Source organism: Vreelandella sp. 21 (genome assembly GCF_050995515.1).
Classification (GTDB): domain Bacteria; phylum Pseudomonadota; class Gammaproteobacteria; order Pseudomonadales; family Halomonadaceae; genus Vreelandella; species Vreelandella alkaliphila.
In genome coordinates this window covers 406,030-430,017 of record NZ_CP194673.1, presented here as the reverse complement: position 1 = coordinate 430,017, position 23,988 = coordinate 406,030, and the positions used below count along the sequence as shown (strand labels likewise).

The window sequence follows — 23,988 nt, the reverse complement described above, 5'->3', positions numbered from 1 at the left end:
TCCTCCATGGGCGTGAGCAGCGCTATCGATTAGGCCGCGTTCGAGCGGCTCAACCGGCAAGCGGCGTACTTGAACTCTGGAATCTTCCCATACGGATCCAGCGCCGAGTTAGTGAGTAGATTCGCCGCGGCTTCCTCGTAGCAGAAAGGTACGAAGACCATCCCCTCGGGCATGCCCGGATCCGTCCTGACCTTGAGGGTGATGGCTCCTCGCCGGGTGGTGATCGTTAGATCATCGCCTGGCGCCAAGCCCAGCCGGATAAGCTCAGCGGGCGCCAAGCTCGCCACGGCTTCCGGCTCCAGGTCATCGAGCACTTTGGCGCGGCGGGTCATGGATCCGGTATGCCAGTGTTCTAACTGACGGCCAGTGGTCAGCACCGTCGGATAGTCGTTATCTACCGGCTCATCCGGTGGCAGCGGACGCGTAGGTGCAAACTTCGCCCGGCCACTGACGGTTGGGAAGACCTCACTGAAGACCACGTCTTGTCCCGGTGCATCCTCCGCTGGGCAAGGGTAGGTCACCGACTGCTCGCGCTCCAAACGCTCCCAGGAAATATGATCGAGAGAGGCCATACCTTGCTTCATCTCGGCGAAAACGTCCTGCGGATGCTGGTAATTCCAGTCGAGGCCGAAGCGTTTGGCCATTTCCTGGATAATCCACCAGTCCGGCTTGGCCTGGCCCGGCAGTGGCAAGGCCGCACGCCCCATCTGCACTTGCCGATTGGTGTTGGTGACGGTGCCGTCCTTCTCGGGCCAAGCGGAGGCCGGCAGAATGACATCGGCGAATTGAGCAGTTTCAGTTACAAAAAGATCCTGTACTACCAGATGTTCCAGCTTGGCCAACGCGGCCCGGGCATGGGCCAGATCCGGGTCGGACATCGCTGGGTTTTCGCCCTGGATATACATGCCGCGAATGGTGCCCGCAGCGATAGCATCCATAATTTCCACCACGGTGAGACCCGGCGTGGGATCCAGTTTGGTATTCCACAGCTCTTCGAAAGCACTGCGTACCTGAGCATCGCTGACCGGCTGGTAGTCCGGCATCACCATGGGAATCAGGCCGGCATCAGAAGCCCCTTGAACGTTGTTCTGCCCCCGCAGAGGGTGCAAGCCAGTCCCAGGGCGACCGGTTTGACCGCAAGCCAGCGCCAACGAAATCAAACAGCGGGCGTTGTCGGTCCCATGGGTATGCTGAGAAATGCCCATGCCCCAGAAAATCATTGCCCGCTCGGCGTTGGCATAAAGCCTGGCCACTTCGCGAATGGTCTCTGGCTCAACGCCGCACAGGCCGCTCATCGCTTCGGGGGTCATGTCCACCGTATGTGTCTTCAGTGCCTCAAAGCCCTCGGTATGCTCGGCGATATAGGCCGTGTCATAGAGCTCTTCGCTGATGATCACATTGAGCATGGCATTAAACAGCGCCACATCCGTACCCAGTGAAAAGCGAACGCTGCGATGGGCGTAGGCATCCAACGCCTGACCACGGGGGTCAAGAATTACTATCTTGGTACCGCGCTTGGCGGCCTGTTTAAAGAAGGTGGCCGCCACCGGATGATTTACTGCGGGGTTACAGCCGGTAAGAATCACTACATCGGCCTGACTGGCCTGCATAAAGGAAGCGGTTACTGAGCCTGAGCCGATACACTCCATGAGCGCTGCCACCGAACTGGCGTGGCACAAACGGGTACAGTGATCTACATGGTTGGAGCCAAAGCCGGTACGCACCAGCTTCTGGAACAGCCACGCCTCTTCGTTGGAGCACTTGGCACTGCCGAACCCCGCCAAGGCATCAGGGCCATGATTCACTTTAAGGTTTACAAGCCCGCTGGCGGCCACTTCAAGGGCTTCGTCCCAGCTCGCCTCGCGGAAATGCGTCAGGGGCTTGGCGGGATCGAAGTCTGGGTCGATTCCCTTTGCGACGCCCTCACGCCGAATCAGCGGGGTAACAAGCCGAGATGGATGGCGCGGATAGTCATAGCCGAAGCGACCTTTAACACATAGTCGGTTCTCGTTTGAAGGACCATCGCGGCCCTCCACATAAAGGATCTTATCGTCTTTGATATGGTAGGTAAGCTGACAGCCAACCCCGCAATAGGGACACACCGAGTCGACCTTACGGTCAGCCACAGCAGAGTCTCCGTGCCCCTGCTCATCCACTAGGGTGGCAGGCATTAAAGCACCAGTGGGGCAGGCTTGAACACACTCGCCGCAAGCAACACAGGTGCTGTCCCCCATGGGGTCGTCGAAATCAAATACGATCTTAGACGCCGCCCCACGGTGAGCCATACCGATAACATCGTTAACCTGCACTTCGCGACAGGCACGCACACACAGATTGCACTCAATACAGGCATCAAGGTTAACGCGCATGGCAGAGTGACTGCTGTCTTGCTCCAGGCTACCCGCCCTAGGTGCCACATGATGCACGGTAGCCGTCTCACGCTCTTCGCGCTTGGGCAGCTTGCGGCGCACCGCCGTGGCATCAATGGCCAGCTGGTCAGCCATGGCCCAGAAATGGCTTGAGCTGTCGGGGCTCTCTTCGCGCTCAGGCTGGTCGACTAGCAGCATTTCCATGACCATCTTGCGGGCCGTGTGCGCGCGTTCAGAGCTGGCACTATTAACCACCATACCGGGTGCCGCTTCGCGCAGACAGCTTGCGGCCAAGGTGCGCTCGCCCTCGATCTCCACCATACAAGCACGGCAGTTGCCGTCGGCGCGATAGCCGCTGGCATCCTTGAAACACAGATGCGGAATGGTCTCGCCGGCGCGCTTGGCGACTTGCCAGAGGGTTTCACCGGGGTAAGCGCTGACGTCAACGCCGTCCAGGGTCAGGGTAAAGCTTTGGTTTAAGATCGGTTCACTCATGCTGATCTCCCTTATCCCTTGACGATAACGTTCTGGGCAGCCAGTTCACTGCGAAAATCCTTGAGCAAGCCCAATACTGGGTTCGGTGCCGCCTGACCCAGCCCGCAAATTGAGGCATCTATCATCACTTGGGAAAGCTGCGTCATAAGTCCAGCATCCCATTCATTACGCTCAAGCAGGGTGAGCATTTTTTCGGTTCCCACCCGACACGGCGTGCACTGGCCACAGGACTCATCGGCAAAGAAAGCTAATAGGTTGGCAGCAACCCCGCGCAGATTGTCCTGATCAGAAAGCACGATCACCGCAGCGGAACCGATAAAACAGCCGTGCTCCTGGAGAGTGTCAAAGTCGAGAGGAATATTGGCTTTAGTGGCGGGCAGAATGCCGCCAGAGGCGCCACCAGGCAGATAAGCCGCCAAGCGGTGACCTTCCGCCATGCCGCCACAATACTCGTCAATTAACTCGCTTAGCGTAATGCCAGCAGGCGCCAGATAAACGCCAGGCTGCTTAACGCGCCCCGAAACCGAGAAACTGCGCAGCCCCACGCGGCCATGGCGGCCCTGACTGGAGAAAGCCTCAGCGCTGCGCTGCCAGATCATCGGGATCCAGTAGACGGTCTCGACGTTATTGACCAGCGTTGGGCGGTCAAAGAGCCCTTTCTGAGCCACAAACGGAGGACGATGGCGGGGCTTGCCCGGTTTGCCTTCCAGGGACTCAATCATCGCCGACTCTTCGCCGCAGATGTAAGCACCCGCGCCGCGGCGCAGCACGATATATCCCAGCGCCACTAGGCCAGCGGCCTCAAGCTCGCCAATCGCCTCGCGCAGCACGACATGTAACGCTGGATACTCGTCGCGTAGGTAAATATACAGCGCCTCGGCGTCTACCGCCCAAGCACTGACCAAGGCACCTTCAAGAAACTGGTGCGGTGAGCGTTCCAGATAATAACGATCCTTAAAGGTACCGGGTTCGCCTTCGTCAGCATTAATGGCACAGTAGCGAGGGCCAGCCTCCTGACGCACAAAGTGCCATTTCTTAAAAGTAGGAAAACCCGCGCCCCCTAAACCGCGAAGGTTGGCCTGCTGCACCGCTTCCATCAATGCTTCGACCGTTACTTCCCCGTTGCGGCAGGCCTGGAGCAATGCAAAACCACCCTCGCTGCGATAGCTATCAAGTCGTTGCCAATCGATAGGCTCAGGGTGAGTGTTATCGCCATCGATGGCTGCCTGAACTTGAGCCGCATCGGCTCGACCTAAGTGGTGATGGCCGACCTCCACTACGGGTGCTGTGTCGCAGCGCCCCATGCATGGCGCGCGCAACACCCGCACCTGCTCGATATCGACGTTTGCTTCCAACTGCGCTTTAAGCGTCTCAGCGCCAGCTAACTGGCAAGCCAGAGAGTCACAAACGCGGATTGTCAACGCTGGGGGCACGTCCTGATCGTCATGGATGACGTCGAAGTGAGCATAAAAGGTAGCTGTCTCATAAATCGCTGCCATCGGCAGGTTCATATAAGTTGCCAGGGCACGCAGGTCTGCCAACAACAAATGCCCTCGGGCATCCTGAAGAGCATGCAGGTGTTCGATTAATAAATCGCGTCGACGCAAGGTGGCATCGTTGCGTTCATCGCCCAGCAGCTCACGCAATCCCTCAAGACGGATGGGATCGAGTTCACGGCCGCGGGGCTTGCCGCGAAAGCGGCGCTTGGGGGTCACGGTCTGGACGGTCATGGGTCACTCATTATTATCTTGATCGGCGGTATACCGAATGAACGAAGACGGCACCCCGCGGGGTGCCGTCTAGGGTCTTACTATCTATCCTGAACTATCTATACCGAACTATCTATTTCTAACTATCTATTTCTAACTATCTATCTCGTATCCCCTCCCTGCGGGCGGGCAGGTGCTTCCGCCTTATGCAGGCACACTGCCGTGGGGATCAATGACAAATTTCTTGGCGGCTCCACCATCGAAGTCGGCATATCCTTGGGGCGCCTGATCCAGGGTGATCATCTGTACATTTACCGCATCGGCGATCTTAACTTTTCCGAATAGAATAGCCTGCATCAGCGGGCGGTGGTACTTCATTACTGGGCACTGTCCAGTATGAAAACTGTGGGATTTGGCCCAGCCGAGGCCAAAGCGCATACTCAAAGCACCCTGCTTAGCGGCATCGTCAGCGGCACCTGGGTCTTCGGTCACATACAGGCCAGGAATACCGATTTGGCCACCCGCGCGAGTTAGCGACATCGCCGAGTTAAGCACGGTCGCAGGTGCTTCTTTACCATGGTTGCAGCCGCAGGCGTGGGCCTCGAAACCAACACAGTCGACAAAGGCATCGACTTCGCGCTCGCCGAGAATCACCTCAATCTTGTCGGCCATGTCGCCGTCCTGGGTCAGGTCAATGGTCTCGCAGCCAAAGCTTCGCGCTTGGGCTAAACGGTCTTCGACCATATCGCCGACAATCACACAAGCCGCGCCAAGCAACTGCGCAGAAACTGCCGCCGCCAGGCCCACAGGGCCAGCACCTGCAATATAGACAGTACTGCCGGGGCCAACACCAGCAGTAACACAACCGTGGAAGCCGGTGGGGAAGATATCGGAAAGCAGGGTTAAATCTTTGATTTTCTCCATCGCTTGATCGGTGTCCGGGAACTTCAGCAAATTAAAGTCCGCGTAGGGAACCATGACATACTCGGTCTGGCCACCCACCCAGCCACCCATATCGACATAGCCATAAGCAGCCCCTGGACGAGAGGGGTTCACATTCAGACAGATGCCGGTACGACCTTCTTTACAGTTACGGCAGCGACCGCAGGCAATATTAAACGGCACAGAGACTAGATCGCCGGGCTGGATAAACTCGACGTCGCGACCACACTCCACCACCAAGCCGGTGATTTCGTGACCCAGCACCAAGCCGGATGGCGCAGTGGTGCGGCCGCGCACCATATGCTGGTCGCTGCCACAGATATTGGTGGTGACGACTTTAAGAATGACGCCGTGCTCACACTTTCGATTACCGATGGCGAGCTCAGGATAGGCAATAGATTCGACGGCGACTTCACCCGGCCCTTTATAGACCACTCCGCGGTTGGCTGCATTCATGGCTAGCTCCTGTTGTTTATTGTTGTGCGCTTGATGGTGGATTGCGCTTTCCCACCCTATCCCCTCCGTGCCTAAGGACTTACCCCACAAAGGCACTCACATATCTATTCAAGACATCCTAGCCAAGACGAATAGCTAGAGGTCGCTTTCACGACACTCTTACCCTGAAACAGGCCCAACAATCCGTTGTGTCGGCGATGCGGGCGCATAGCCGATATCTAACAATAGCCACCAAGGACATCTAATGAAGAACAATGACGATCCTGTCCTGTCGCCCGGACAGGACAATACTCAGATAATGGGGTTAGATTTTCATAACCCCGTATTCCCACTCTCTGCTCTCGCCATTCTGCTATTCATTCTTTACGCACTGGTTTACCCGGATGCTGCTAACACGCATCTAGGGCTTGCCAAGAACTGGTCAATTGAACACTTTGACTGTCTGTTTATGATTGCAGGCAATACCTTTGTGGTGTTCTGCCTCGTACTGATTTGCTTGCCGCTCGGGCGAATTCGTTTGGGCGGCAGCGATGCCAAGCCGGAGTACTCGCGCACGTCCTGGTTCGCCATGCTTTTTGCGGCGGGTATGGGTATCGGCCTAATGTTCTGGAGCGTTGCTGAGCCAGTGGCCTACTACACCGACTGGTACGGTACGCCCCTCAATGCCCCCGCAGGCACGCCGGAAGGCGCTAGTGCTGCCATGGGCGCGACCATGTTTCATTGGGGGCTGCACCCCTGGGCAATCTACGCAGTCGTCGCACTCTCGCTGGCTTTCTTTGCCTATAATAAGGGCCTGCCACTCACCCTTCGCTCCGCATTTTATCCACTTCTAGGTGAGCATACCCGCGGCTGGGCAGGTCATATCATCGATATTCTTGCCGTACTCGCCACCATTTTTGGCCTAGCCACCTCGCTTGGCTTTGGCGCTACCCAAGCGGCAGGTGGGCTCGCCTATCTGTTCGGCACCCCCAACACTATTGGTACTCAGCTGGCGATTATCCTAGTAGTCACGGTGATTGCACTATTCTCGGTATGGCGGGGTATCGACGGGGGCGTAAAGCTATTCTCAAACATTAATATGATCATCGCAGCGATACTGCTTCTATTCGTTGTGATAGCAGGCCCGACCCTGATGATATTGACAGGGATTGGCACCACAACGCTAGACTATGTAAGCCACCTTTTGCCGCTATCGAACTGGATTGGACGCGAGGACGACACCTGGTACCACGGCTGGACCATCTTTTACTGGGCGTGGTGGATTTCCTGGTCTCCGTTTGTCGGCATGTTTATCGCTCGCGTATCGCGTGGACGTACCGTTCGGGAGTTTCTAATTGCCGTACTGCTGGTACCAACGCTAGTCACCTTGGTTTGGATGAGCGCCTTCGGCGGCACAGCGCTTTTTCAGGCGACTAACGGCGTAGGCGAACTGGCCAACGGCATCGGTGATGTCTCGCTTGCCATGTTCCATATGCTGGAACAGTTGCCTCTCACCAGCATAACGTCAACACTAGCCATTATCCTGGTGCTGGTTTTCTTCATCACTTCATCAGACTCCGGCTCGTTGGTAATCGATAACATCACCGCTGGTGGCAAAACCGATGCCCCTAAGGGCCAGCGTGTTTTCTGGGCCGCACTTGAAGGTGTCATTGCAGGAGTGCTGTTGTATGGCGGCGGTAGCACCGCACTCAGTGCGCTTCAGGCGGGCGCGGTAGCCACGGGGCTGCCCTTCACACTGGTACTATTAATGATGTGCGTCAGCCTTTACGTAGGCCTTAATAAGGAGTGGCAACAGCTTAACGCGATACCCAAAACCGCCAAGTAACCTCCCCCGCAACCGCCCGCTCAACTAGCGGGCGGTTGCTCTCTTTTACCGACCAGGAACCAAGACAATGCAGTCAAATTCTTACCAGCGCGGTCTGGCCATGGTGATACTGGGCGTGGTGTTCCTCAGTTTCGACGGTCTGCTGATCCGCCTAGCCAATACCGATGGCTGGACTATCGTATTCTGGCGCGGTTTTTTGATGTTCTGCGTACTGGGAGTCCTGTGCTGTGTGGGTAATCGATTAGGGGCACTGAGAAGCCATCCGTTTTCGTCACTCGCCTCAGCGCTGCTGCTGGGTCTAATGTCGAGCCTCTTCGTACTCGCAGTGATGAACGCCAATGTGGCCAACGTGGTAGTAATACTGAGCACAGCGCCACTGTTTGCCGCACTGTTTTCACGAGTTTTCCTACATGAAAAGGTGCCGCTAAGAACGTTGGTAGCCATTGCCGTCTGCATGCTGGGTATGGGTTTGGTGTTCTTGGGCGAAGGAGCCATGGGAATGCTGGCGGGTAACCTGTATGCCTTAACGGCTGCGGCGGCCATCGGCGGTAACCTGACCTTGCTACGCCGCTATCCAGCCATTGACCCCATGACGGTGATTGCTGGTGGCGGACTGCTCTCAGCAGCAATTGCTCTGCCCATGGCCTCACCGCTGGCGCTTGATGCCGAGCGTTATGGCGTGCTGGCACTGATGGGGCTAGTGCAGATGCCCCTGGCCACGGTGCTGATCAATAGCGCCACCCGCTACCTGCCGTCTACCGAGGTGGCACTGTTTTACCTGGTGGAAACCGCATTGGGCACACTATGGGTTTGGTGGCTACTAGGCGAGACGCCGACGGCATCAACGCTACTGGGCGGGGCCATCGTCATCACGGTACTAGTACTACACGCCTGGATGGGTTTACACCTGGAAAGACAGCGCCTGCGGCTTTATCCAGGCTTTACTGGCAAGTAGGTCATAACAACATAGAAGAAGATAACGACAGAGAACGTAAAGACTTAAAACGTAAAGGCTTCGAAAATAAAGACTCAGAGATTAAACAATAGATAACAAGAAGCCCGCCAACAGAGGGCGGGCTTTAAGATTGCTAACATGCCGTGATCAAAAAGCTTCAGCGCAGCACGCCCTCTTCCTTGAGCAGCTTGTAGATCGCCTCGGCGCCCTGCTCAGGGGTAACGTCGGTAAGCACTTGCCCGCCCTTGCCCTCGGCTTTGGAAGCCGCCGCCTTGAAGCGGTCTCTTGCAGAGGCGGCTTTGATGATTTTCAGACGCTTAGGCCGTTTACGTGCGGGGCTCAAGTGCCACTGGGCCAACTCACTGTCGGCTTCAGAGGTAGTGGGCGCCACCAAGAAGGTGGCTCGACGAGCCGGGCCGAAGGCGCTCTGACGCGCCGCCGGCGCTGCTTCATCCACGCTGATGATGGCGGGCAAGCGCACCTTGAGACGGCGACGCTGGCCCCGTGGCAACGCCTGAAGCAGCGTTATCACACCATTCTCCACTGTCTCTATCGACGCCAAGCTATTCACTAACGGCCAACCGAGATGCTCCGCCAACGCATAGGGCAAAAGCCCAGAACCTTCTCCGCGCTCGGCCCGGGCACCGGTGATCACTAGTTGGGGCGAGGTAGCGGCTAAATGTTCCACCAGCGGCAGAATAGCATCGCTGCCTTCAGGCTGCTCCAGCAAAGTCATGGACTCAAGCCCCATACCAACGCCTGTGGCCATACCCAAGTAACTGCGCAGAGCTGCCTCGCTGTCGACATCCTGAGAACCAGCGTGCAGTACGTCAATCCGACTACCCGGCAGTTCTGCTTCCATGGCTAGAGCAAGTTCCAGACCCCGTGCATCCTGCTCGGCGCGCCTCGCACGACCGGTTGTGGGGTGACGGCCTATGGAGACCAGCACCGCCACGTTGATACCCGGCTTTTGTTGTTTTTGCTGTTGTTCAGGCCGCATCGCGCTGCCCTCCTCGCTGCTGTTCCACCATCGCCACTAACGCAGCAAGAATTTGCGTGCTGTCGCCTATCACCGCCAGGTCTGCGCGTTTGATCATGTCGCACCCCGGATCGAGATTGATTGCCACCACCTTGTCGCAGCGCTGAATGCCCTGTAGGTGCTGGATCGCGCCTGAAATACCCACCGCCATATAGACTCGGGCGGTTACCCAGGTGCCGGTTGCACCTACCTGCCGATCACGAGCCATAAAGCCGTCATCCACCGCGACACGCGAGGCCCCTTCGGTAGCGCCTAGTACTTTCGCAGCATGGTGGAAGGCGTCCCACTGTTTAACACCATTGCCACCAGAGAGGATGAATTCAGCCTCGGCCAACGCCACGCCAGCGGGATCCACCGCCACCTGCCCCAGATCTTCAATGCGCGATAGAGTGATGGGAATTGGCGCCGCCAAGGTCTGGCACTCGGCCGCATGCCGCGTCTCATCCATCGGCTCAGCGCACTCGGCCAGTGCCAGGGCAACCCGCGGCAGAGGGCGCTGGATATCCAGGCTTCCAGCGGCGCCACGGGTAGTGCAGCGCCAACCCAAGGAGGCCTCATTATCAACTTCCACCTGCCACACCCCCGTGGCAGCGCGCTCACCCAGGCGTAAGGCAAGCCGCCGCCCCAGATCAGCTCCGCCTAGGGGGGAGTCCGGCAACAGCCAGAAGCGCGGCGTCATCTCACGTTCGACGGCACTTAACACCGCCAGCCGTGCCTCGGGAGCAAACCCAGCGTAAAGTTCATCATCAAGATGCACGACGCGATCGATCCCGGCGTCGCCAAGCGCTTCTTCCTTATGCTCGCCGTCCCCCTCGCCCTTATGCTCACCAAACAGGATCGCCACCACGGCACCAGGCTGTTCGGCGTCGGCATCCGCCACGCGTCTGGCTAGTCCTAACAGATCCTTATCATGGCTTGAAAGGCGGCCACCGGTCAGGTCAGGTACTACTGCTACCAGAAAAGCGGGCTGATCAATAGTCACCCTACGGCGACTATCGCGGGCCGCCGTGGTGGTCGCGGCGGCCTGTCTACCTTGCTGGAGGCCGCTACGATCAATCCGTTTGACGCCATTCGGGCCGATAAAACCAATGGCACGAGGATTCTTACGCACCACACCGTTGGGCCCCAGCCACTCACTGGCTGCTCCGCCGCCCTCACTGTTTACACCAAGAGCGGCGAGCACACTGGCGTGGTCTGGATGAAGACGGTTCCGGGCGATCCACTCGCGACGCGGATCGCGGCGAATAATCTCACTCATAAGGTCACCTCTTCAGCAGTCGTCACTGCAGTGGTTCGGCGGGATACCCCAGACACATCGCCAGCAGGACGCTCAACCAGGGCATCAGCTACCAGTTCGGCGATATCGCGCACTTCAGCACTGGCATCCACCACACCTTCCAGCATGGCAGTGCACTGTGGACAGCCCACCGCCACTAGCTCGGCGCCGCTCTCTTTAACATCATTCATGCGCATATCGGGGATTCGGCGCTCACCAGGGATATCCGTGATTGGCGCCCCACCGCCGCCGCCACAGCAGCGCGAACGGAACCCAGAGCGCTCCATCTCGGCCACCTGGATGCCCAGCGCTTTAAGCACTCGCCGAGGGGCTTCGTATTCACCGTTATAGCGTCCCAAATAACATGGGTCGTGATAAGTAACGCTGCCACCTTTCCAGGGAGCAAAGGTCAGCCGTCCTGCATCATACAATTCAGCAATAAAGGTACTGTGGTGACGCACCTCGTAGCTGGCATTGAAATCGCTGCCACCCTGCCCTTCTTGAAGAAAGTCGCCGTACTCATTGCCCAGCACATGAAAACTATGCGGATCACAGGTGACAATCTGCTGGAAGCGATACTTGGCCAGGGTGGCAATATTGCGCTTAGCCAGGGATTGGAACGTCGCTTCATCGCCCAATCGTCTTGCCACATCACCGCTGTCGCGCTCTTCAGCACCTAACACGGCGAAGTCTACTTCGGCAGCACGCAGTACTTTAACCAGGGCACGTAGGGTTCGCTGGTTACGCATATCAAAGGCGCCATCCCCCAACCACAACAGCACATCAACCTGCTTTAGGTCAGCCATTAACGGTAGGTTAAGATCCGCCGCCCAGTTGAGCCGTGAGCCTGGGTCGAAACCGCCGGGGTTGTCGGTAGCAATCAGGTTGTCGAGCACCTCAGCACCTTTATTGGGTGTCTTACCCCGCTCCAAGGTCAGGTGGCGGCGCATATCGACAATCGCATCCACGTGCTCAATCATCATTGGGCACTCCTCGACACAGGCACGGCAGGTCGTGCACGACCAGAGAGTCTCGGCGTCAACCAACGCCTTTCCCTCTTTCATAACAACAGGCGCCACGATAGGCGCATGGGGAGCGCCTTGGTGCTCTCCCACTGGCTTACCAGGATAAGGAGAACCGGCATAGCCAGCATCGCTACCACCGGCAAAACCCACCACCATGTCTTGAATCAGCTTTTTAGGATTGAGCGGTTGACCAGCAGCAAACGCAGGGCACACTGCCTCGCAGCGACCGCACTGCACGCAGGCATCGAAGCCCAGCAGTTGATTCCAGGTAAAGTCAGTTGGCTTTTCCACGCCCAGAGGCGCCGCTTCATCTTCCAGGTTCAGTGCTTTGAGCCCCGTTGACCGGCCACCACCAAAGCGCTCAGCACGACGGTGAAAGGCGAGATGTAAGGCGCCAGCGAAGGCGTGCTTCATTGGGCCGCCCCAGGTCATGCCAAAGAACATTTCGCCCAGACCCCAAACCACAACGCCCGCCAACACCAGCGCCAGAAGCCAGCTACCGCTGCCTTCTACTAACCCGTCAGGCAACAAACCTACTGTGGGCAGTGTGATCAGGAAGACGCCTATCGAAAACGCCATCAGGCTCTTTGGCAGCCGCATCCAGGGGCCTTTGGAGAGCCGTGCAGGAGGGTTAAGCCGCCGACGCGCTACAAAGAGGCTACCGACGAACATGGAGGTGCTAGCCAGTAACAGCAACCCGCCTAGCAATGGGTTGGCGATACCAAGACCATGCACCAGGATCATCAGCACGGCGGCAGCCACGAAGCCTCCGGCGGTGGCTACGTGGGTATTGGAGATCATTTTGTCGCGCCCCACGACATGGTGCAGATCCACCAAATAGCGGCGCGGCAGGGCCATCAACCCCTGGAGCAGGTTCACCCGCGAGGGGCGCCCCTGACGCCACAGGCGTATACGGCGTACAGCGCCGATTACTGCCAGGGCCAGGGCAGTAAAAATCAGTATCGGCAAGAGCGTTTCGAGCATGGTACTCACCTTATCTTTCGCGGCGGGGCTGCTCCGGCGGCAGACCTCTGCGAGGGCGCTGTAAACCCATCCCTGGGCGCTACATTTGCCATCTGACCGCCATGGATGGCGGAAATGCCGTAAACGTATGGAACTGTTTTACGGCCATGGCAAATGACCCTCGCTACGGTCTACCACCGGCGCCCCGGCTCTCGCTCAGGTCAAAAGTCCTTGCAGATTCGCAGGGCATCGTAGATGGCCGCATGGGTATTACGCGGAGCCGTGCAGTCGCCCAGGCGGAAGAGTAAAAAGTCGTCCCCTTCTTCGCTCAGGCTAGGCTGAGGCTGGATGGCATAGAGCGCCTCCAGATCCACCTGCCCTTTGTTGCGAGACTGCTCTTTGAGGGCGTAATAAAGCGCCTCGTCAGGACGCACGCCGTTTTCGACGACCACCTGATCAACCACGCGCTCTTCCAAGGCACCGGTGTACTCATTTTCGAGCACTGCCACGAGACTGTCGCCCTCGCGGTAGACCTTATGCAGCATCAAGTCAGAGGACATGATCACTTCTTTCTCGTATAGGCTGCGGTAATAAGTGGGGAAGGTGGTGCCGCCCACCGCCGCGCCGGGCTTGATATCGTCGGTGACGATCTCGACCTTGGCGCCCTTATCAGCTAGAAAATCTGCCGCTGAGACGCCGGAGAATTCGCAGATGGCGTCATAAATCAGCACGTTTTTACCTGGCGCCACCTTACCTGAGAGAATATCCCAGGTGCTGACCACCAGGCTCTCCTCAGCATTCTCTGAATAGCCCCACTCCGGGTGCTGGCTAAGGAAGGGTTGGCCACCGGTGGCTAGCACCACGATATCGGGGCGTAGATCAAGCAAGGTTGCCTCATCGGCGCGAGCCCCTAGGCGCAGGTCAACTTTCAGCCGCGCCAACTCCAGTTGGTACCAGCGAGTGATACCGGCGATTTGGTCGCGCTGCGGCGCCTGAGCAGCGATAGTGATCTGCCCGCCCAGGGCGTCAGCCGCCTCAAACAGAGTGACATCATGGCCGCGCTCAGCAGCAACGCGAGCTGCCTCCATGCCGCCGGGGCCACCGCCAACCACCACAACTTTACGCTTAACGCCCTCGGTCTTTTCAATGATATGCGGCAGGCCCATGTATTCCCGGGCGGTGGCAGCGTTTTGAATACACAGTACATCCAGGCCCTGGTATTGGCGGTCGATGCAGTAGTTAGCCCCCACGCACTGTTTAATCTGATCTATCTGCCCCATCTTGATCTTGGCGATCAGATGAGGGTCAGCAATATGCGCCCGGGTCATGCCCACCAAATCCACGTAGCCCCCTTCGAGAATACGCTGGGCCTGATTGGGATCTTTAATATTCTGGGCGTGGATCACCGGCACATTCACCACTTCCTTGATCCCCGCCGCCAGATGTAGAAAAGGCTCCGGCGGGTAGGACATATTAGGAATGACGTTGGCGAGGGTGTTGTGAGTGTCGCAGCCAGAACCGATAACGCCGAAGAAATCGACCATTTTAGTGGCATCGTAGTAGGCGGCGATCTGCTTCATATCGTCGTGAGAAAGACCGTCCGGGTGGAACTCGTCACCGCAAATGCGCATACCCACCACGAAGTCATCGCCCACTTCGGCACGTACCGCTTTGAGTACTTCCATGCCGAAGCGCATACGATTTTCGAAACTACCGCCCCACTGGTCCTCGCGCTTGTTGACCCGCGGGCTCCAGAACTGGTCGATCAGGTGCTGGTGAACGGCGGATAGCTCGACGCCGTCGAGGCCGCCTTCCTTGGCCCGGCGCGCGGCCTGGGCGAAGTCGCCGATGATGCGCCAGATCTCCTCCTCCTCGATGGTCTTGCAGGTGGAGCGGTGCACCGGCTCGCGGATACCAGAGGGGGATACCAGGGTCGACCAATCGAAGCCGTCCCAGCGTGAGCGGCGTCCCATGTGGGTAATCTGGATCATGATCTTGCCACCATGCTTGTGCACGGCGTCCGCCAGATTCTGAAAGTGTGGAATGATGCGGTCAGTGGAAAGGTTCACCGAGCTCCACCAACCCTGAGGGCTATCAATGGACACCACTGATGAGCCACCGCAGATACATAGGCCACAGCCACCCTTGGATTTTTCTTCGTAATACCTGACGTAGCGCTCAGTCGTCATACCACCGTCAGTGGCATGCACCTCGGCATGAGCGGTACTGACCACACGGTTACGGATAGTCAGCTTGCCGATCTCGATTGGCTCAAAGATTGCGTCAAATGCCATGGTTATCTCTCCTCACACCCAGGGTTAGTGGGCAGCATCGGGCAGCGGTTTGACAGCGAAGACGCCGACATCACAGCCGGGTTCGGCAGCGCTCTGCGTCTGCTCAGCAACGGTGCGCAGCGTACTACCCCGTGCAGCGAGAATTTGATTCATGGCCCCAGCAAACCAGCCAGTGAACATGTACTCGACCTTGCGCCCAACCTTACCCAGTTGGTAAACGAAGGCGCTATGTTCTAGCCGCACCTGAGCCGTGCCAGCGTCAAGATCAATCTGTTCGGTGATGAAGTGGCCCCAGCCACGCTGAGAGAGACGCAGCATGTAGTGCTCAAAAACGGCTTCACCTTCGAGGCCATGGCACTCGGCTTCTTTCTCACACCAGTGCCAGGCGCTCTTGTAGCCAGCGTGATAGAGGATTTCAGCGTACTTTTCAGCACCTAGTGCCTCTTCGACGGCCACATGGTTGTTGATAAAAAAGTGCCGTGGTACATAGAGCATCGGCAGCGCATCAGTCGTCCAGACGCCGGTTTCACTATCGACTTCGATAGGCAGTGCGGGGGCCAGTTTGGTCACGGGTATCATCCTCTACATCATTATTCTTGGCTAAGGAGCAGGCTTATCCCATCGCTCCTATCAATCTTATGGAGCAAGCGTTTAGGCGCCCCAGACATCCTTGAGGACGCGCACCCAGTTCTCACCCATGACCTTCCTTACCTGAGTTTCACTAAAGCCGCGCTTAAGGAGCGCCTCGGTGAGATTGGGGAACTCTCCGATGGTGCGAATGCCTTTGGGATTAATGATCTTGCCAAAGTCTGTCAAACGACGGGCGTAGCCCTTGTCGTGAGTCAGCCACTCGAAGAACTCTTGACCGTGCCCTTGGGTGAAATCAGTGCCAATGCCGATAGCATCTTCACCGACGATATTCATGACGTACTCGATCGCTTCGCAGTAGTCTTCGATGGTGGAGTCGATGCCCTTTTTGAGAAAAGGTGCGAACATGGTGACACCGACGAAACCGCCATGGTCAGCAATGAACTTAAGCTCTTGATCGGATTTGTTGCGCGGGTGCTCTTTGAGACCGGAGGGCAGGCAGTGGGAATAACAGACCGGCTTTTTGGATTCGAGAATCACCTCTTCAGAGGTCTTGGCACCGACATGAGAGAGATCGCACATAATGCCAACACGGTTCATTTCGGCGACGATCTCACGGCCAAAGCCAGACAGTCCGCCGTCACGCTCGTAACAGCCGGTTCCCACTAGATTCTGGGTGTTGTAGCACATCTGCACGATGCCTACGCCCAGTTGCTTGAAGATCTCTACGTAGCCGATTTGATCCTCAAACGCATGCGCATTCTGGAAACCAAAGATGATCCCTGTCTTGCCCTCTTCTTTCGCACGCGTGATATCAGCGGTGGTGCGTACCGGGCGTACCAGGTCGCTACACTCAGCCATCAGTTGGTTCGACTTGACGATATTATCGACCGTGGCCTGAAACCCTTCCCACACCGAAACAGTGCAGTTAGCAGCTGTCAAACCACCGCGACGCATGTCCTCAAGCAGCTCACGATTCCATTTGGCGATAATCAAGCCATCGATGACGATAGCGTCATCGTGCAGTTCTGAGGGTGTCATAGCTAAGCTCCAACATTGATTTATGTAGCGAGCATAGCGCTGACGTTGGGTCGGGCTGCTCTTGGAAACGACGACGGAAATTCCAAAAACGTCATTGTGTCGTGAACACGACAGCTACTTGAGATCTTTTGATAGTTGCAGCAGCGTGGCATCGATATAAAAAAACGTGCTACCCGACGCTGGGTAGCACGTTCTCATTGTCGGCTGCGTAGGAGATATCAGTTCAACAGCGTCACGCTGGCAAAGGTAGGCTCTCCCTGAGCACACGCCAGTGCCTGCTGAGCGCTTGAGAAAGGCTCATTGGTATTGGGTTCGCTCCCCCACCGCTTGATCAGCGGTAGCGACTTGGCGTGATTATTTCCTTGCCGATCGTGCACCCCGAGGCGCTCATTTCTCGGCGGTACGCCAAAGTATTCACGGTAACACTTAGAAAAATGGGGCGTAGAAACGAAACCACAAACGGAAGCAATCTCGATGATCGATAAAGGCGTCTGCTTGAGCAGCTGTCTAGCGCGCACTAAGCGCAGTTTGAGATAATAACGCGATGGCGAGCAGAGCAGGTAGCGCTGGAACAGACGCTCTAACTGACGACGCGAAACATTAACATAACGAGCGAGTTCATCGAGTTCGATCGGTTCCTCAAGGTTGGATTCCATCAGTGCGACAATTTCCAACAGTTTAGGCTGGGTAGTGCCGAGTACGTGTTTAAGAGGAACGCGCTGCTGATCCTGCTCGTTACGCACACGCTCATAGATAAACATCTCGGAGATACCTGCCGACAGCTCGCGTCCATGATCATGAGCAATCAGGTTCAGCATCATATCGAGCGGCGCTGTGCCGCCAGACGCCGTGAAGCGATCCCGGTCAATCGAAAACAGAAAGGTCGTCAGAATGACATTCGGGAAAGCTTCCTGCATGGAAGCCAAACACTCCCAGTGGATGCTGGTTTCATAGTGATCAAGCAGCCCCGCCTGGCCTAGCGCCCAGCTGCCGGTACACACCGAGCCTAAACGTCTTAGTTGACGCGACTGCGACTGAAGCCAACGCACATGCTCACGAGTAACACTATGCTGAGGCCCCACTCCTCCGCACACAACGACCCACTCTAGCGACAAGGGGGTGTGCATAGAGGCGTCAGGCGTTACTTGCAACCCATCACTGGCACGTACCGGCAAGCCGTCTTGGGTCAGGGTATACCAGCGGTATAGTTCACGGCCGGCCAATTGATTGGCCATCCGCAAAGGATCAATGGCTGAAGCCAGGGAAATTAGCGTGAAATTATCTAACAGGAGAAAACCAAGGGTTTGCGGTTCGCCCGCACGATGGAGATTTGCTGTCAGGTCTTTTGCTTTGTCTGATGTCATCGATTTACCCTCCGTCACCTTTAGATCATCAGTTTTTCTTTTTATTAGTATAGGTGGCGCTGGCGCTTCTTTAGTTTCCCATTACTGCAGTGAACACTCACTCGTGCCGGGGTGGCATTACTCTTGAGTCGCATTCTGGCACGAATACGCCGAATAGCGACAAAACCATCTTGCAAACTAAGCGATACGTCGTAAACGCAACAGTAGAGGTCGCTATTAAAACGCCGGATAAGTGACCCAGATTTCGATTCATGGGGAGCACTTTTTGTGGTGGGTACTTTATTTACTACTATTTCCTTGAATCCTTACCTGATTGCCTGCATATCATGACGTAATCCACTTCAAGCGATGCAGAGCTTAGCCATGTCCATTATTGACCCCCGTACCGGCAATCCGTTGACCACGGAACCCGCTAATACCAGCAATGAAGAAGCGGGCACAGTTCGCCCTTCCGTGACACCTGAAGAAGTTATTATTGAGCTTAACGCTGGCAATATTCAGCAAGTGCTCGAAGCATCGATGCAAGTGCCAGTGCTACTGGGCTGTTATTCGCCTTCAAACGCCAGTGGTAACGCTCTGCTAGCGGTGTTGGAAAAGTTAGTTGTCGAATACGCGGGGGCTTTCCTGCTTGGCAAGCTGGATATTGAAGCCAATCCGGAAATCGCCAGCCAGTTAGGCGTGCGCTCGGCCCCCGATGTTAAGCTCGTTAGCCAAGGCGGCTTGGTCGATAGCTTCCAAGGCGTATTACCTGAAAAGGAAGTGCGCGAGTGGCTAAACCGTTACTTCCCAGCCCCAGGTGATGCTCCGCCTAGCCCAGAAGATCAAGCCGAAGAGGCATTAGCAGCGGGCAATGCTGCAGGCGCGCGCGAAATCTATCAAACCTTGATTAGCCAGTATCCAGAGCATTACGCCTACCAGATCGGCCTTGCAAGGGCACTCGTGGCTGAAAAACGCGGAGATGATGCCCGCAGCGTGCTCGACAACTTACCCCCCGAAGAGCGCGATGCGGCACCTGCCCGCGGCGTGCGAGCCAGTATCGAATTTAGCGAGCAGGCTCTTTCTGTTGAAGAAGTCGCCGCGCTGGGTGATCGCAACGACAGTGAAGCGAGGTACCAGCGTGCACTGCGCCATGTTGCCGATGGCCAATACGAAACAGGCCTTGAGGGACTGCTTGGTTTGATGAAGGATGACCGCGCCTATAACGACGACGCGGCCCGTAAAACCTTATTGCAAGTATTCGACGCCCTGGGTGCCGACCATCCGCTAACCGTTACCTATCGGCGCAAGCTATTTGCTCTGCTGTACTGATTCAGTACTGATCAGGCTTTCAGCAGCTTATCCATTCTCGCTAATGCCGCTTCCAGTTGCGAAGCGGTAGTACCAAAATTAAGCCGCACGAACCCAGGGCAGCCAAACGCAGCCCCATCAGAAAGTGCCACGCCCGCCCGTTCCAGTAATGCTTTGGCGGGCGAAGCGCCTAGTCCTGCCCCGCGCATATCTAGCCACGCCAAGTAGGTAGACGCTGGCTCGCTCATGGTCACTCCCGGCCATAACGCTACCCGTGCCTGCAGCGTAGCGCGGTGATCACGCAGTACCGCTAACAGCGCTTGACGCCAAGGTTCACCTTCGCGATAAGCCGCTTCAGCAGCAACCAGCCCCAGTACATTGCCATCCGGCAAAAAGCCTTTTGTGGCCTCAGCAAAGCGCTTACGCAGCGCAGCATCAGGAATAACGGCACAGGCACTGGTCAGCCCCGCAAGGTTGAACGTTTTTGACGGCGCCCACAGCGTGATCGTTCGTTTAGCCAGTTCCGGGAGCATGGCAGCCAAGGGGCGATGTTGGGCTCCCTCGTTTAACAGCAGATCGCAGTGCAACTCATCAGAGACCACCCATAAATCATGCCGCTCAACGACCGCGGCCAACTGGGTAAGCTCCTGGTCACTCCATACACGCCCTGTTGGGTTATGCGGGTGGCACCACAGCAGTAGACGGGTTTGCGGTGTTATAGCGGCTTCTAACGCGTCAATATCCAACTGCCAAGGCTCGCCAGGGGACGCCGGCTCAGCTAACATCGCTTGCTGGGCCAGCCGTCCTGTACGTTCTGCAACGGCCAGGAAAGGTGGATAAATCGGGGCAATCGTGAGAACCCCTTCTCCGGGCTTGGTTAGCGCCATCGCCGCAAAGTGCAACGCGGGCACAACGCCAGGCAACCACTGTTGCCAATCGGGCTGAATAGACCAACCGTAGTGGTGGGCGCTCCACTGGCAGAGGGTTTCGGTTAACGTATCGGGCACTTCACCATAGCCATAGACACCGTGCTCCACTCGGGCACGTAGCGCCTCAATCACGGCGGGCGGTGAGCAAAAATCCATATCTGCCACCCACAACGGCAGTACGTTGGCATCATAACGGTGCCATTTTTGCGAAGCATAATCCCCTTTTGGAGAGCGTCGCTCGACGGGCGTGGCAAAATCAAACGCCATAATTAATCTCACTTATGTTCTTGGGAGTAACTATTGAGCATGCCGCAAGATGACTTTTATACCAAGATGCGCGCGGGACTATCGGCGTTGTTGCGGCAATGGCGTTCTCTTGGCCAAGCCGATACTGACCAACTGGCACTCATTTTGGCTGAAACGGCACGGGTCGCCAAACTAGGCACCCCCGATGAGACGCCAAGCGGTGCCATACTTGAGCAGTGGAGCCGCGAAGAGCATGGCGAGATACCGCTCTGGGCACCTCGCACCGCGGTATTTTTGCTCAACCAAATGCCTGCCCGCCCCACCCCACAAAGTGATGCGGAGGCCTGTGCCTGGGCTTACTGCTGGCTGCGCAACCGAGCATTTGATTCGCTGCAAGCCGCCCATGATGCATTGCCGCCCCACTTAAAAGTGCCGCTCGAAAATGCCTTAGAGGCTGCTTGGCGCGACCAACAAGGCCTACGTCTGGTGTAGCTAGCGAAAATCTCCACTGGCGATGTGTGTCACTAACGGCGTTTGCGCACTGGCGACTTTGGCTTAAAGCCAGCGGGCTTGGTGGCTAGCCAATCGACAAACGCGCGAATGTCATCATCACTCATTAGTGCTTCTAGGCTGGCAAAACGATCTGCTAACTCGCGCTCGCTGTACAGCCGATGAATATGCTTATGGCAAGGATGACAAAGCCAAACAATCGCGGTTAGGCGCTCTTCACGGCTGTAACGTTTTTGATAGCGCGGCTTATTATGCAAGGAGCGCGGTATCAAGTGATGTTTTGTCAACGAAGCTGACCGCTGGCACAGTTCGCAACCTTCAGGCTTTGGGGGCGGGGAAAGCGCATGGGTGCTTGAGTCAATTGAACGCGTCACGGTTTAGAAAGCCTCGTACGCTGGCAACACTTGAGACGATTTAAACACTAAAGCTGCTCAATAAAATAGCCGTGCAACACTAGTAACGACTTAATAACAGCAAGGAAAACACCGCATGATAGAGGTTCCTCTCACTTGGCAACTGGCAAAACTAGGTCTCTCAATTGGGATGGTGCTCGGGCTTGGTGCCATCGCGGTGCGTGCCAGTCCGCGTATGGCGGGGCTACTGGCGGGTTACCCATTAGGAACGGCGTTAGCGCTGTTTTTTATTGGTTTAGAAATTTCCCCGCTTTTTGCAACCCAAAGCGCGGTACATACACTGGCGGGCTTTACCGCAACGATGGCGTTAGTTGCAGGCTATTTAGTGGCAGGTCGCCAGCCAGGATTCAAAGGCATCGCTGGCGGCTTAGCAGGCGGCTTTATTGCGTGGTTCGCGGTTAGCACCGTACTTGCCCAATTCAATTTTACGCGGCTTAGCGGCACGCTACTGACACTCTGTGCTATCGCTGTATTCAGCCTGTTATTCCGCAGTATTCCTGATGTAAAAAGTCCCGCCAGTCGTGCCTTTTCGCTTCCTGCACTTGCCGCGCGAGCATGCTTAGCCACCGCCATCGTTTTTGTGATTACCTGGCTCGCTCATTGGCTGCCACCCGCTTGGGCGGGCACGCTAGCGGCTTTTCCAGTCACCATGCTGCCATTTCTGCTCATCCTGCATCTAAACTATGGGTTCGCGCCAGCGGCAACCGTGATCAAACACTACCCCATGGGGCTTGGCTCGTTGCTGAGTTATACGCTATGCGTTTCTTTGACTTACAGCACGTTAGGCCTTTTCTGGGGAACATTAGCGGGGTTCGCAACTGCCACACTGTGGCTACTTGGCTGGATGCAGTTCTCCGCATGGTATCAACGTCGCGCCACTTGACCAAGCGCTCGCTAGGGGTAATTCTGGTTAGCCTAAATTGCTAATAAACAATAAGGATATCCTGATGTTCACCCGTATGATTGAGCCAGCTTTCTACGACACCGATGCGCTAGGCCATATTAACAATACCCGTCTGCCAGCTTGGTTTGAGTTGGCACGTAACGACTTATTCAAACTATTTACGCCAGACCTCAACCCTAAACAGTGGCGTTTGATTATGGCGCGGATGGAAGTCGATTACCGTGCTGAACTGTTCTACGGCCACGACATCGAATTACGTACCTATTTGACACGTTTAGGTACCAGCTCGTTTACAGTGACTCAGGAGGCGCGCCAACATGGCACGCTGACCAATGTGGGGCATACCATACTGGTGCAATACGACCATCAAGAGAAACGTGCGGTACCTATTGAAGGTGATTTGCGTGATGCGCTATCCGCACACTTACACAGCGCGCCAACGCCGGCTTAATTCACTCCCCTCCGTTTGGCGGGGCGCTGGGAGATCCCCATGGCAATCCGTTATAATCTTTGGATCGATCCGGATAATACGGCGCAGCATCGCGCCGTTGAAGCCGACCTTGAGCGCTATTTTATGGAGCGCTTTGCTGACTACCCGCATATCCGCTTGTTCGGCGCAGACCCTTACGATTATGATGCCCCGTTCAATCGGCTTTACGATGTGTTAATGGCGCGGGCCGCAGAGTACTGCGAGCGGACATGGTGCTATGTGGCGTCTCCCGAACAGCTGAACCGCTGCTTCTTCCGTGCTGTTGGCCGCTCAAATAAGTTTATTCAAGATGACCGATAGTGAGATACCAACGTAATGGTAATTCGTACCGACCAAGCGCCCGATGAGCGCCAGCTAGCTATTATCACCCAACAGCTCGGGCGCGCTCCCCGCGGTATTGAAGCCGTTGCGGCTACCGATGCCCACGGCACTCCGCTTGTGCTACGTATGGCGCCGATTGTCGATGGCAAACCATTTCCCACCCTTTACTGGCTATGCTCCGATCTGCTCAAAATTGAGATCTCACGGATTGAAGCCGTGGGTGTCATTAAGTCGCTGGAACAACGCCTTCAGGAAGAACCTGAATTTCTAGATGCTTACCAACAAAGCCATCACGATTACGTTAAAGCACGCTGGGCGTATATGAGTGATGCCCAACGCGATGAAGTCGCTAAGCTTGGCTATAGCGATGTTCTCACCGAGCGTGGTGTGGGCGGCATTAGCAACTGGCAACAGGTACGCTGCCTGCACACTCAGTATGCCCACCATTTATGTGGCAATAACGTGATCGGGCAATGGATGGATGAACACTATAACGTTCAGAGCTGCCTAAGCTAACAGCACATTCATGGCTTGATAACTCACCGCT

At 56.4% G+C, this 23,988-nt stretch carries 20 protein-coding genes; 8 read left to right on the top strand and 12 right to left on the bottom strand.

The genetic code is table 11. The features are described 5' to 3' along the window. Positions 1-29: 29 nt before the first annotated feature. The 3 genes from fdhF to fdhA form a co-directional block, all read right to left on the bottom strand. Positions 30-2,864, bottom strand: coding sequence for a formate dehydrogenase subunit alpha (gene fdhF, locus ACN06F_RS02025; RefSeq protein ID WP_433924576.1), 2,835 nt, complete (start codon positions 2,862-2,864; stop codon positions 30-32). A gap of 11 nt (positions 2,865-2,875) precedes the next feature. Next, on the bottom strand, positions 2,876-4,594 hold the full coding sequence (locus ACN06F_RS02020) for an NADH-ubiquinone oxidoreductase-F iron-sulfur binding region domain-containing protein (protein WP_433924575.1): 1,719 nt from the start codon (positions 4,592-4,594) through the stop codon (positions 2,876-2,878). A 183-nt stretch (positions 4,595-4,777) separates the two neighbouring features. Then, the gene (fdhA, locus tag ACN06F_RS02015) at positions 4,778-5,971 is read right to left on the bottom strand and encodes a formaldehyde dehydrogenase, glutathione-independent (protein ID WP_009724036.1); all 1,194 of its coding nucleotides are present in this window, start codon (positions 5,969-5,971) and stop codon (positions 4,778-4,780) included. Between the two features lie 244 nt (positions 5,972-6,215). Between fdhA and ACN06F_RS02010 the strand changes: the two genes are divergently transcribed. Both ACN06F_RS02010 and ACN06F_RS02005 read left to right on the top strand, forming a co-directional pair. Then, complete coding sequence (locus ACN06F_RS02010; RefSeq protein ID WP_433924574.1) at positions 6,216-7,796, top strand: BCCT family transporter; 1,581 nt, start codon at positions 6,216-6,218, stop codon at positions 7,794-7,796. 67 nt (positions 7,797-7,863) lie between these two features. After that, a complete protein-coding gene (locus tag ACN06F_RS02005; protein ID WP_038480844.1) occupies positions 7,864-8,751 on the top strand; it encodes a DMT family transporter in 888 nt (295 codons plus the stop codon). A 157-nt stretch (positions 8,752-8,908) separates the two neighbouring features. Here ACN06F_RS02005 and ACN06F_RS02000 read toward each other — a convergent pair whose 3' ends face one another. The 7 genes from ACN06F_RS02000 to ACN06F_RS01970 all read right to left on the bottom strand — a co-directional run bounded on the left by ACN06F_RS02000 (position 8,909) and on the right by ACN06F_RS01970 (position 18,341). Next, the gene (locus ACN06F_RS02000) at positions 8,909-9,751 is read right to left on the bottom strand and encodes an electron transfer flavoprotein subunit beta (RefSeq protein WP_433924573.1); all 843 of its coding nucleotides are present in this window, start codon (positions 9,749-9,751) and stop codon (positions 8,909-8,911) included. Next, positions 9,741-11,048, bottom strand: coding sequence for an electron transfer flavoprotein subunit alpha/FixB family protein (locus ACN06F_RS01995; RefSeq protein WP_231658322.1), 1,308 nt, complete (start codon positions 11,046-11,048; stop codon positions 9,741-9,743). The genes ACN06F_RS02000 and ACN06F_RS01995 overlap by 11 nt, the downstream gene beginning before the upstream one ends. After that, positions 11,045-13,075, bottom strand: a complete 2,031-nt coding sequence (locus ACN06F_RS01990) for a (Fe-S)-binding protein (protein WP_231658323.1) — start codon at positions 13,073-13,075, stop codon at positions 11,045-11,047. The genes ACN06F_RS01995 and ACN06F_RS01990 overlap by 4 nt, the downstream gene beginning before the upstream one ends. 200 nt (positions 13,076-13,275) lie before the next feature. Further along, positions 13,276-15,348, bottom strand: coding sequence for a dimethylglycine demethylation protein DgcA (dgcA, locus tag ACN06F_RS01985; RefSeq protein WP_433924572.1), 2,073 nt, complete (start codon positions 15,346-15,348; stop codon positions 13,276-13,278). 24 nt (positions 15,349-15,372) lie between these two features. Then, on the bottom strand, positions 15,373-15,918 hold the full coding sequence (locus ACN06F_RS01980) for a DUF5943 domain-containing protein (RefSeq protein ID WP_193061726.1): 546 nt from the start codon (positions 15,916-15,918) through the stop codon (positions 15,373-15,375). An 81-nt stretch (positions 15,919-15,999) separates the two neighbouring features. Continuing rightward, a complete protein-coding gene (locus ACN06F_RS01975) occupies positions 16,000-16,977 on the bottom strand; it encodes a dipeptidase (RefSeq protein ID WP_089039341.1) in 978 nt (325 codons plus the stop codon). 218 nt (positions 16,978-17,195) lie between these two features. Continuing rightward, positions 17,196-18,341 carry a GlxA family transcriptional regulator gene (locus ACN06F_RS01970; RefSeq protein ID WP_433924571.1) on the bottom strand — a complete coding sequence of 382 codons (1,146 nt, stop codon included), beginning with the start codon at positions 18,339-18,341 and terminating at the stop codon, positions 17,196-17,198. A gap of 363 nt (positions 18,342-18,704) precedes the next feature. On the opposite strand from ACN06F_RS01970, the gene ACN06F_RS01965 reads away from it, so the two are divergent. Further along, entirely contained in the window at positions 18,705-19,649 is a 945-nt protein-coding gene (locus ACN06F_RS01965; protein WP_198350095.1) for a co-chaperone YbbN, read from the top strand. Between the two features lie 11 nt (positions 19,650-19,660). On the opposite strand, the gene ACN06F_RS01960 is transcribed toward ACN06F_RS01965, so the two are convergent. Then, entirely contained in the window at positions 19,661-20,824 is a 1,164-nt protein-coding gene (locus tag ACN06F_RS01960) for a MalY/PatB family protein (protein ID WP_433924570.1), read from the bottom strand. Between the two features lie 39 nt (positions 20,825-20,863). Between ACN06F_RS01960 and ACN06F_RS01955 the strand changes: the two genes are divergently transcribed. Further along, positions 20,864-21,295 carry a hypothetical protein gene (locus ACN06F_RS01955; protein WP_038480817.1) on the top strand — a complete coding sequence of 144 codons (432 nt, stop codon included), beginning with the start codon at positions 20,864-20,866 and terminating at the stop codon, positions 21,293-21,295. 32 nt (positions 21,296-21,327) lie between these two features. Here ACN06F_RS01955 and ACN06F_RS01950 read toward each other — a convergent pair whose 3' ends face one another. Beyond that, on the bottom strand, positions 21,328-21,570 hold the full coding sequence (locus tag ACN06F_RS01950; protein WP_231658327.1) for a hypothetical protein: 243 nt from the start codon (positions 21,568-21,570) through the stop codon (positions 21,328-21,330). 232 nt (positions 21,571-21,802) lie between these two features. Here ACN06F_RS01950 and ACN06F_RS01945 point away from each other — a divergent pair, with 232 nt between their 5' ends. The 4 genes from ACN06F_RS01945 to ACN06F_RS01930 all read left to right on the top strand — a co-directional run bounded on the left by ACN06F_RS01945 (position 21,803) and on the right by ACN06F_RS01930 (position 23,957). Further along, on the top strand, positions 21,803-22,609 hold the full coding sequence (locus ACN06F_RS01945) for a hypothetical protein (RefSeq protein WP_038480815.1): 807 nt from the start codon (positions 21,803-21,805) through the stop codon (positions 22,607-22,609). 64 nt (positions 22,610-22,673) lie between these two features. Next, positions 22,674-23,081, top strand: coding sequence for an acyl-CoA thioesterase (locus ACN06F_RS01940; RefSeq protein WP_038480812.1), 408 nt, complete (start codon positions 22,674-22,676; stop codon positions 23,079-23,081). Between the two features lie 39 nt (positions 23,082-23,120). Beyond that, a complete protein-coding gene (locus ACN06F_RS01935; RefSeq protein ID WP_038480809.1) occupies positions 23,121-23,420 on the top strand; it encodes a hypothetical protein in 300 nt (99 codons plus the stop codon). Positions 23,421-23,435: 15 nt separating this feature from the next. Continuing rightward, on the top strand, positions 23,436-23,957 hold the full coding sequence (locus ACN06F_RS01930) for a DUF501 domain-containing protein (protein ID WP_095604675.1): 522 nt from the start codon (positions 23,436-23,438) through the stop codon (positions 23,955-23,957). Positions 23,958-23,988: the final 31 nt, after the last annotated feature.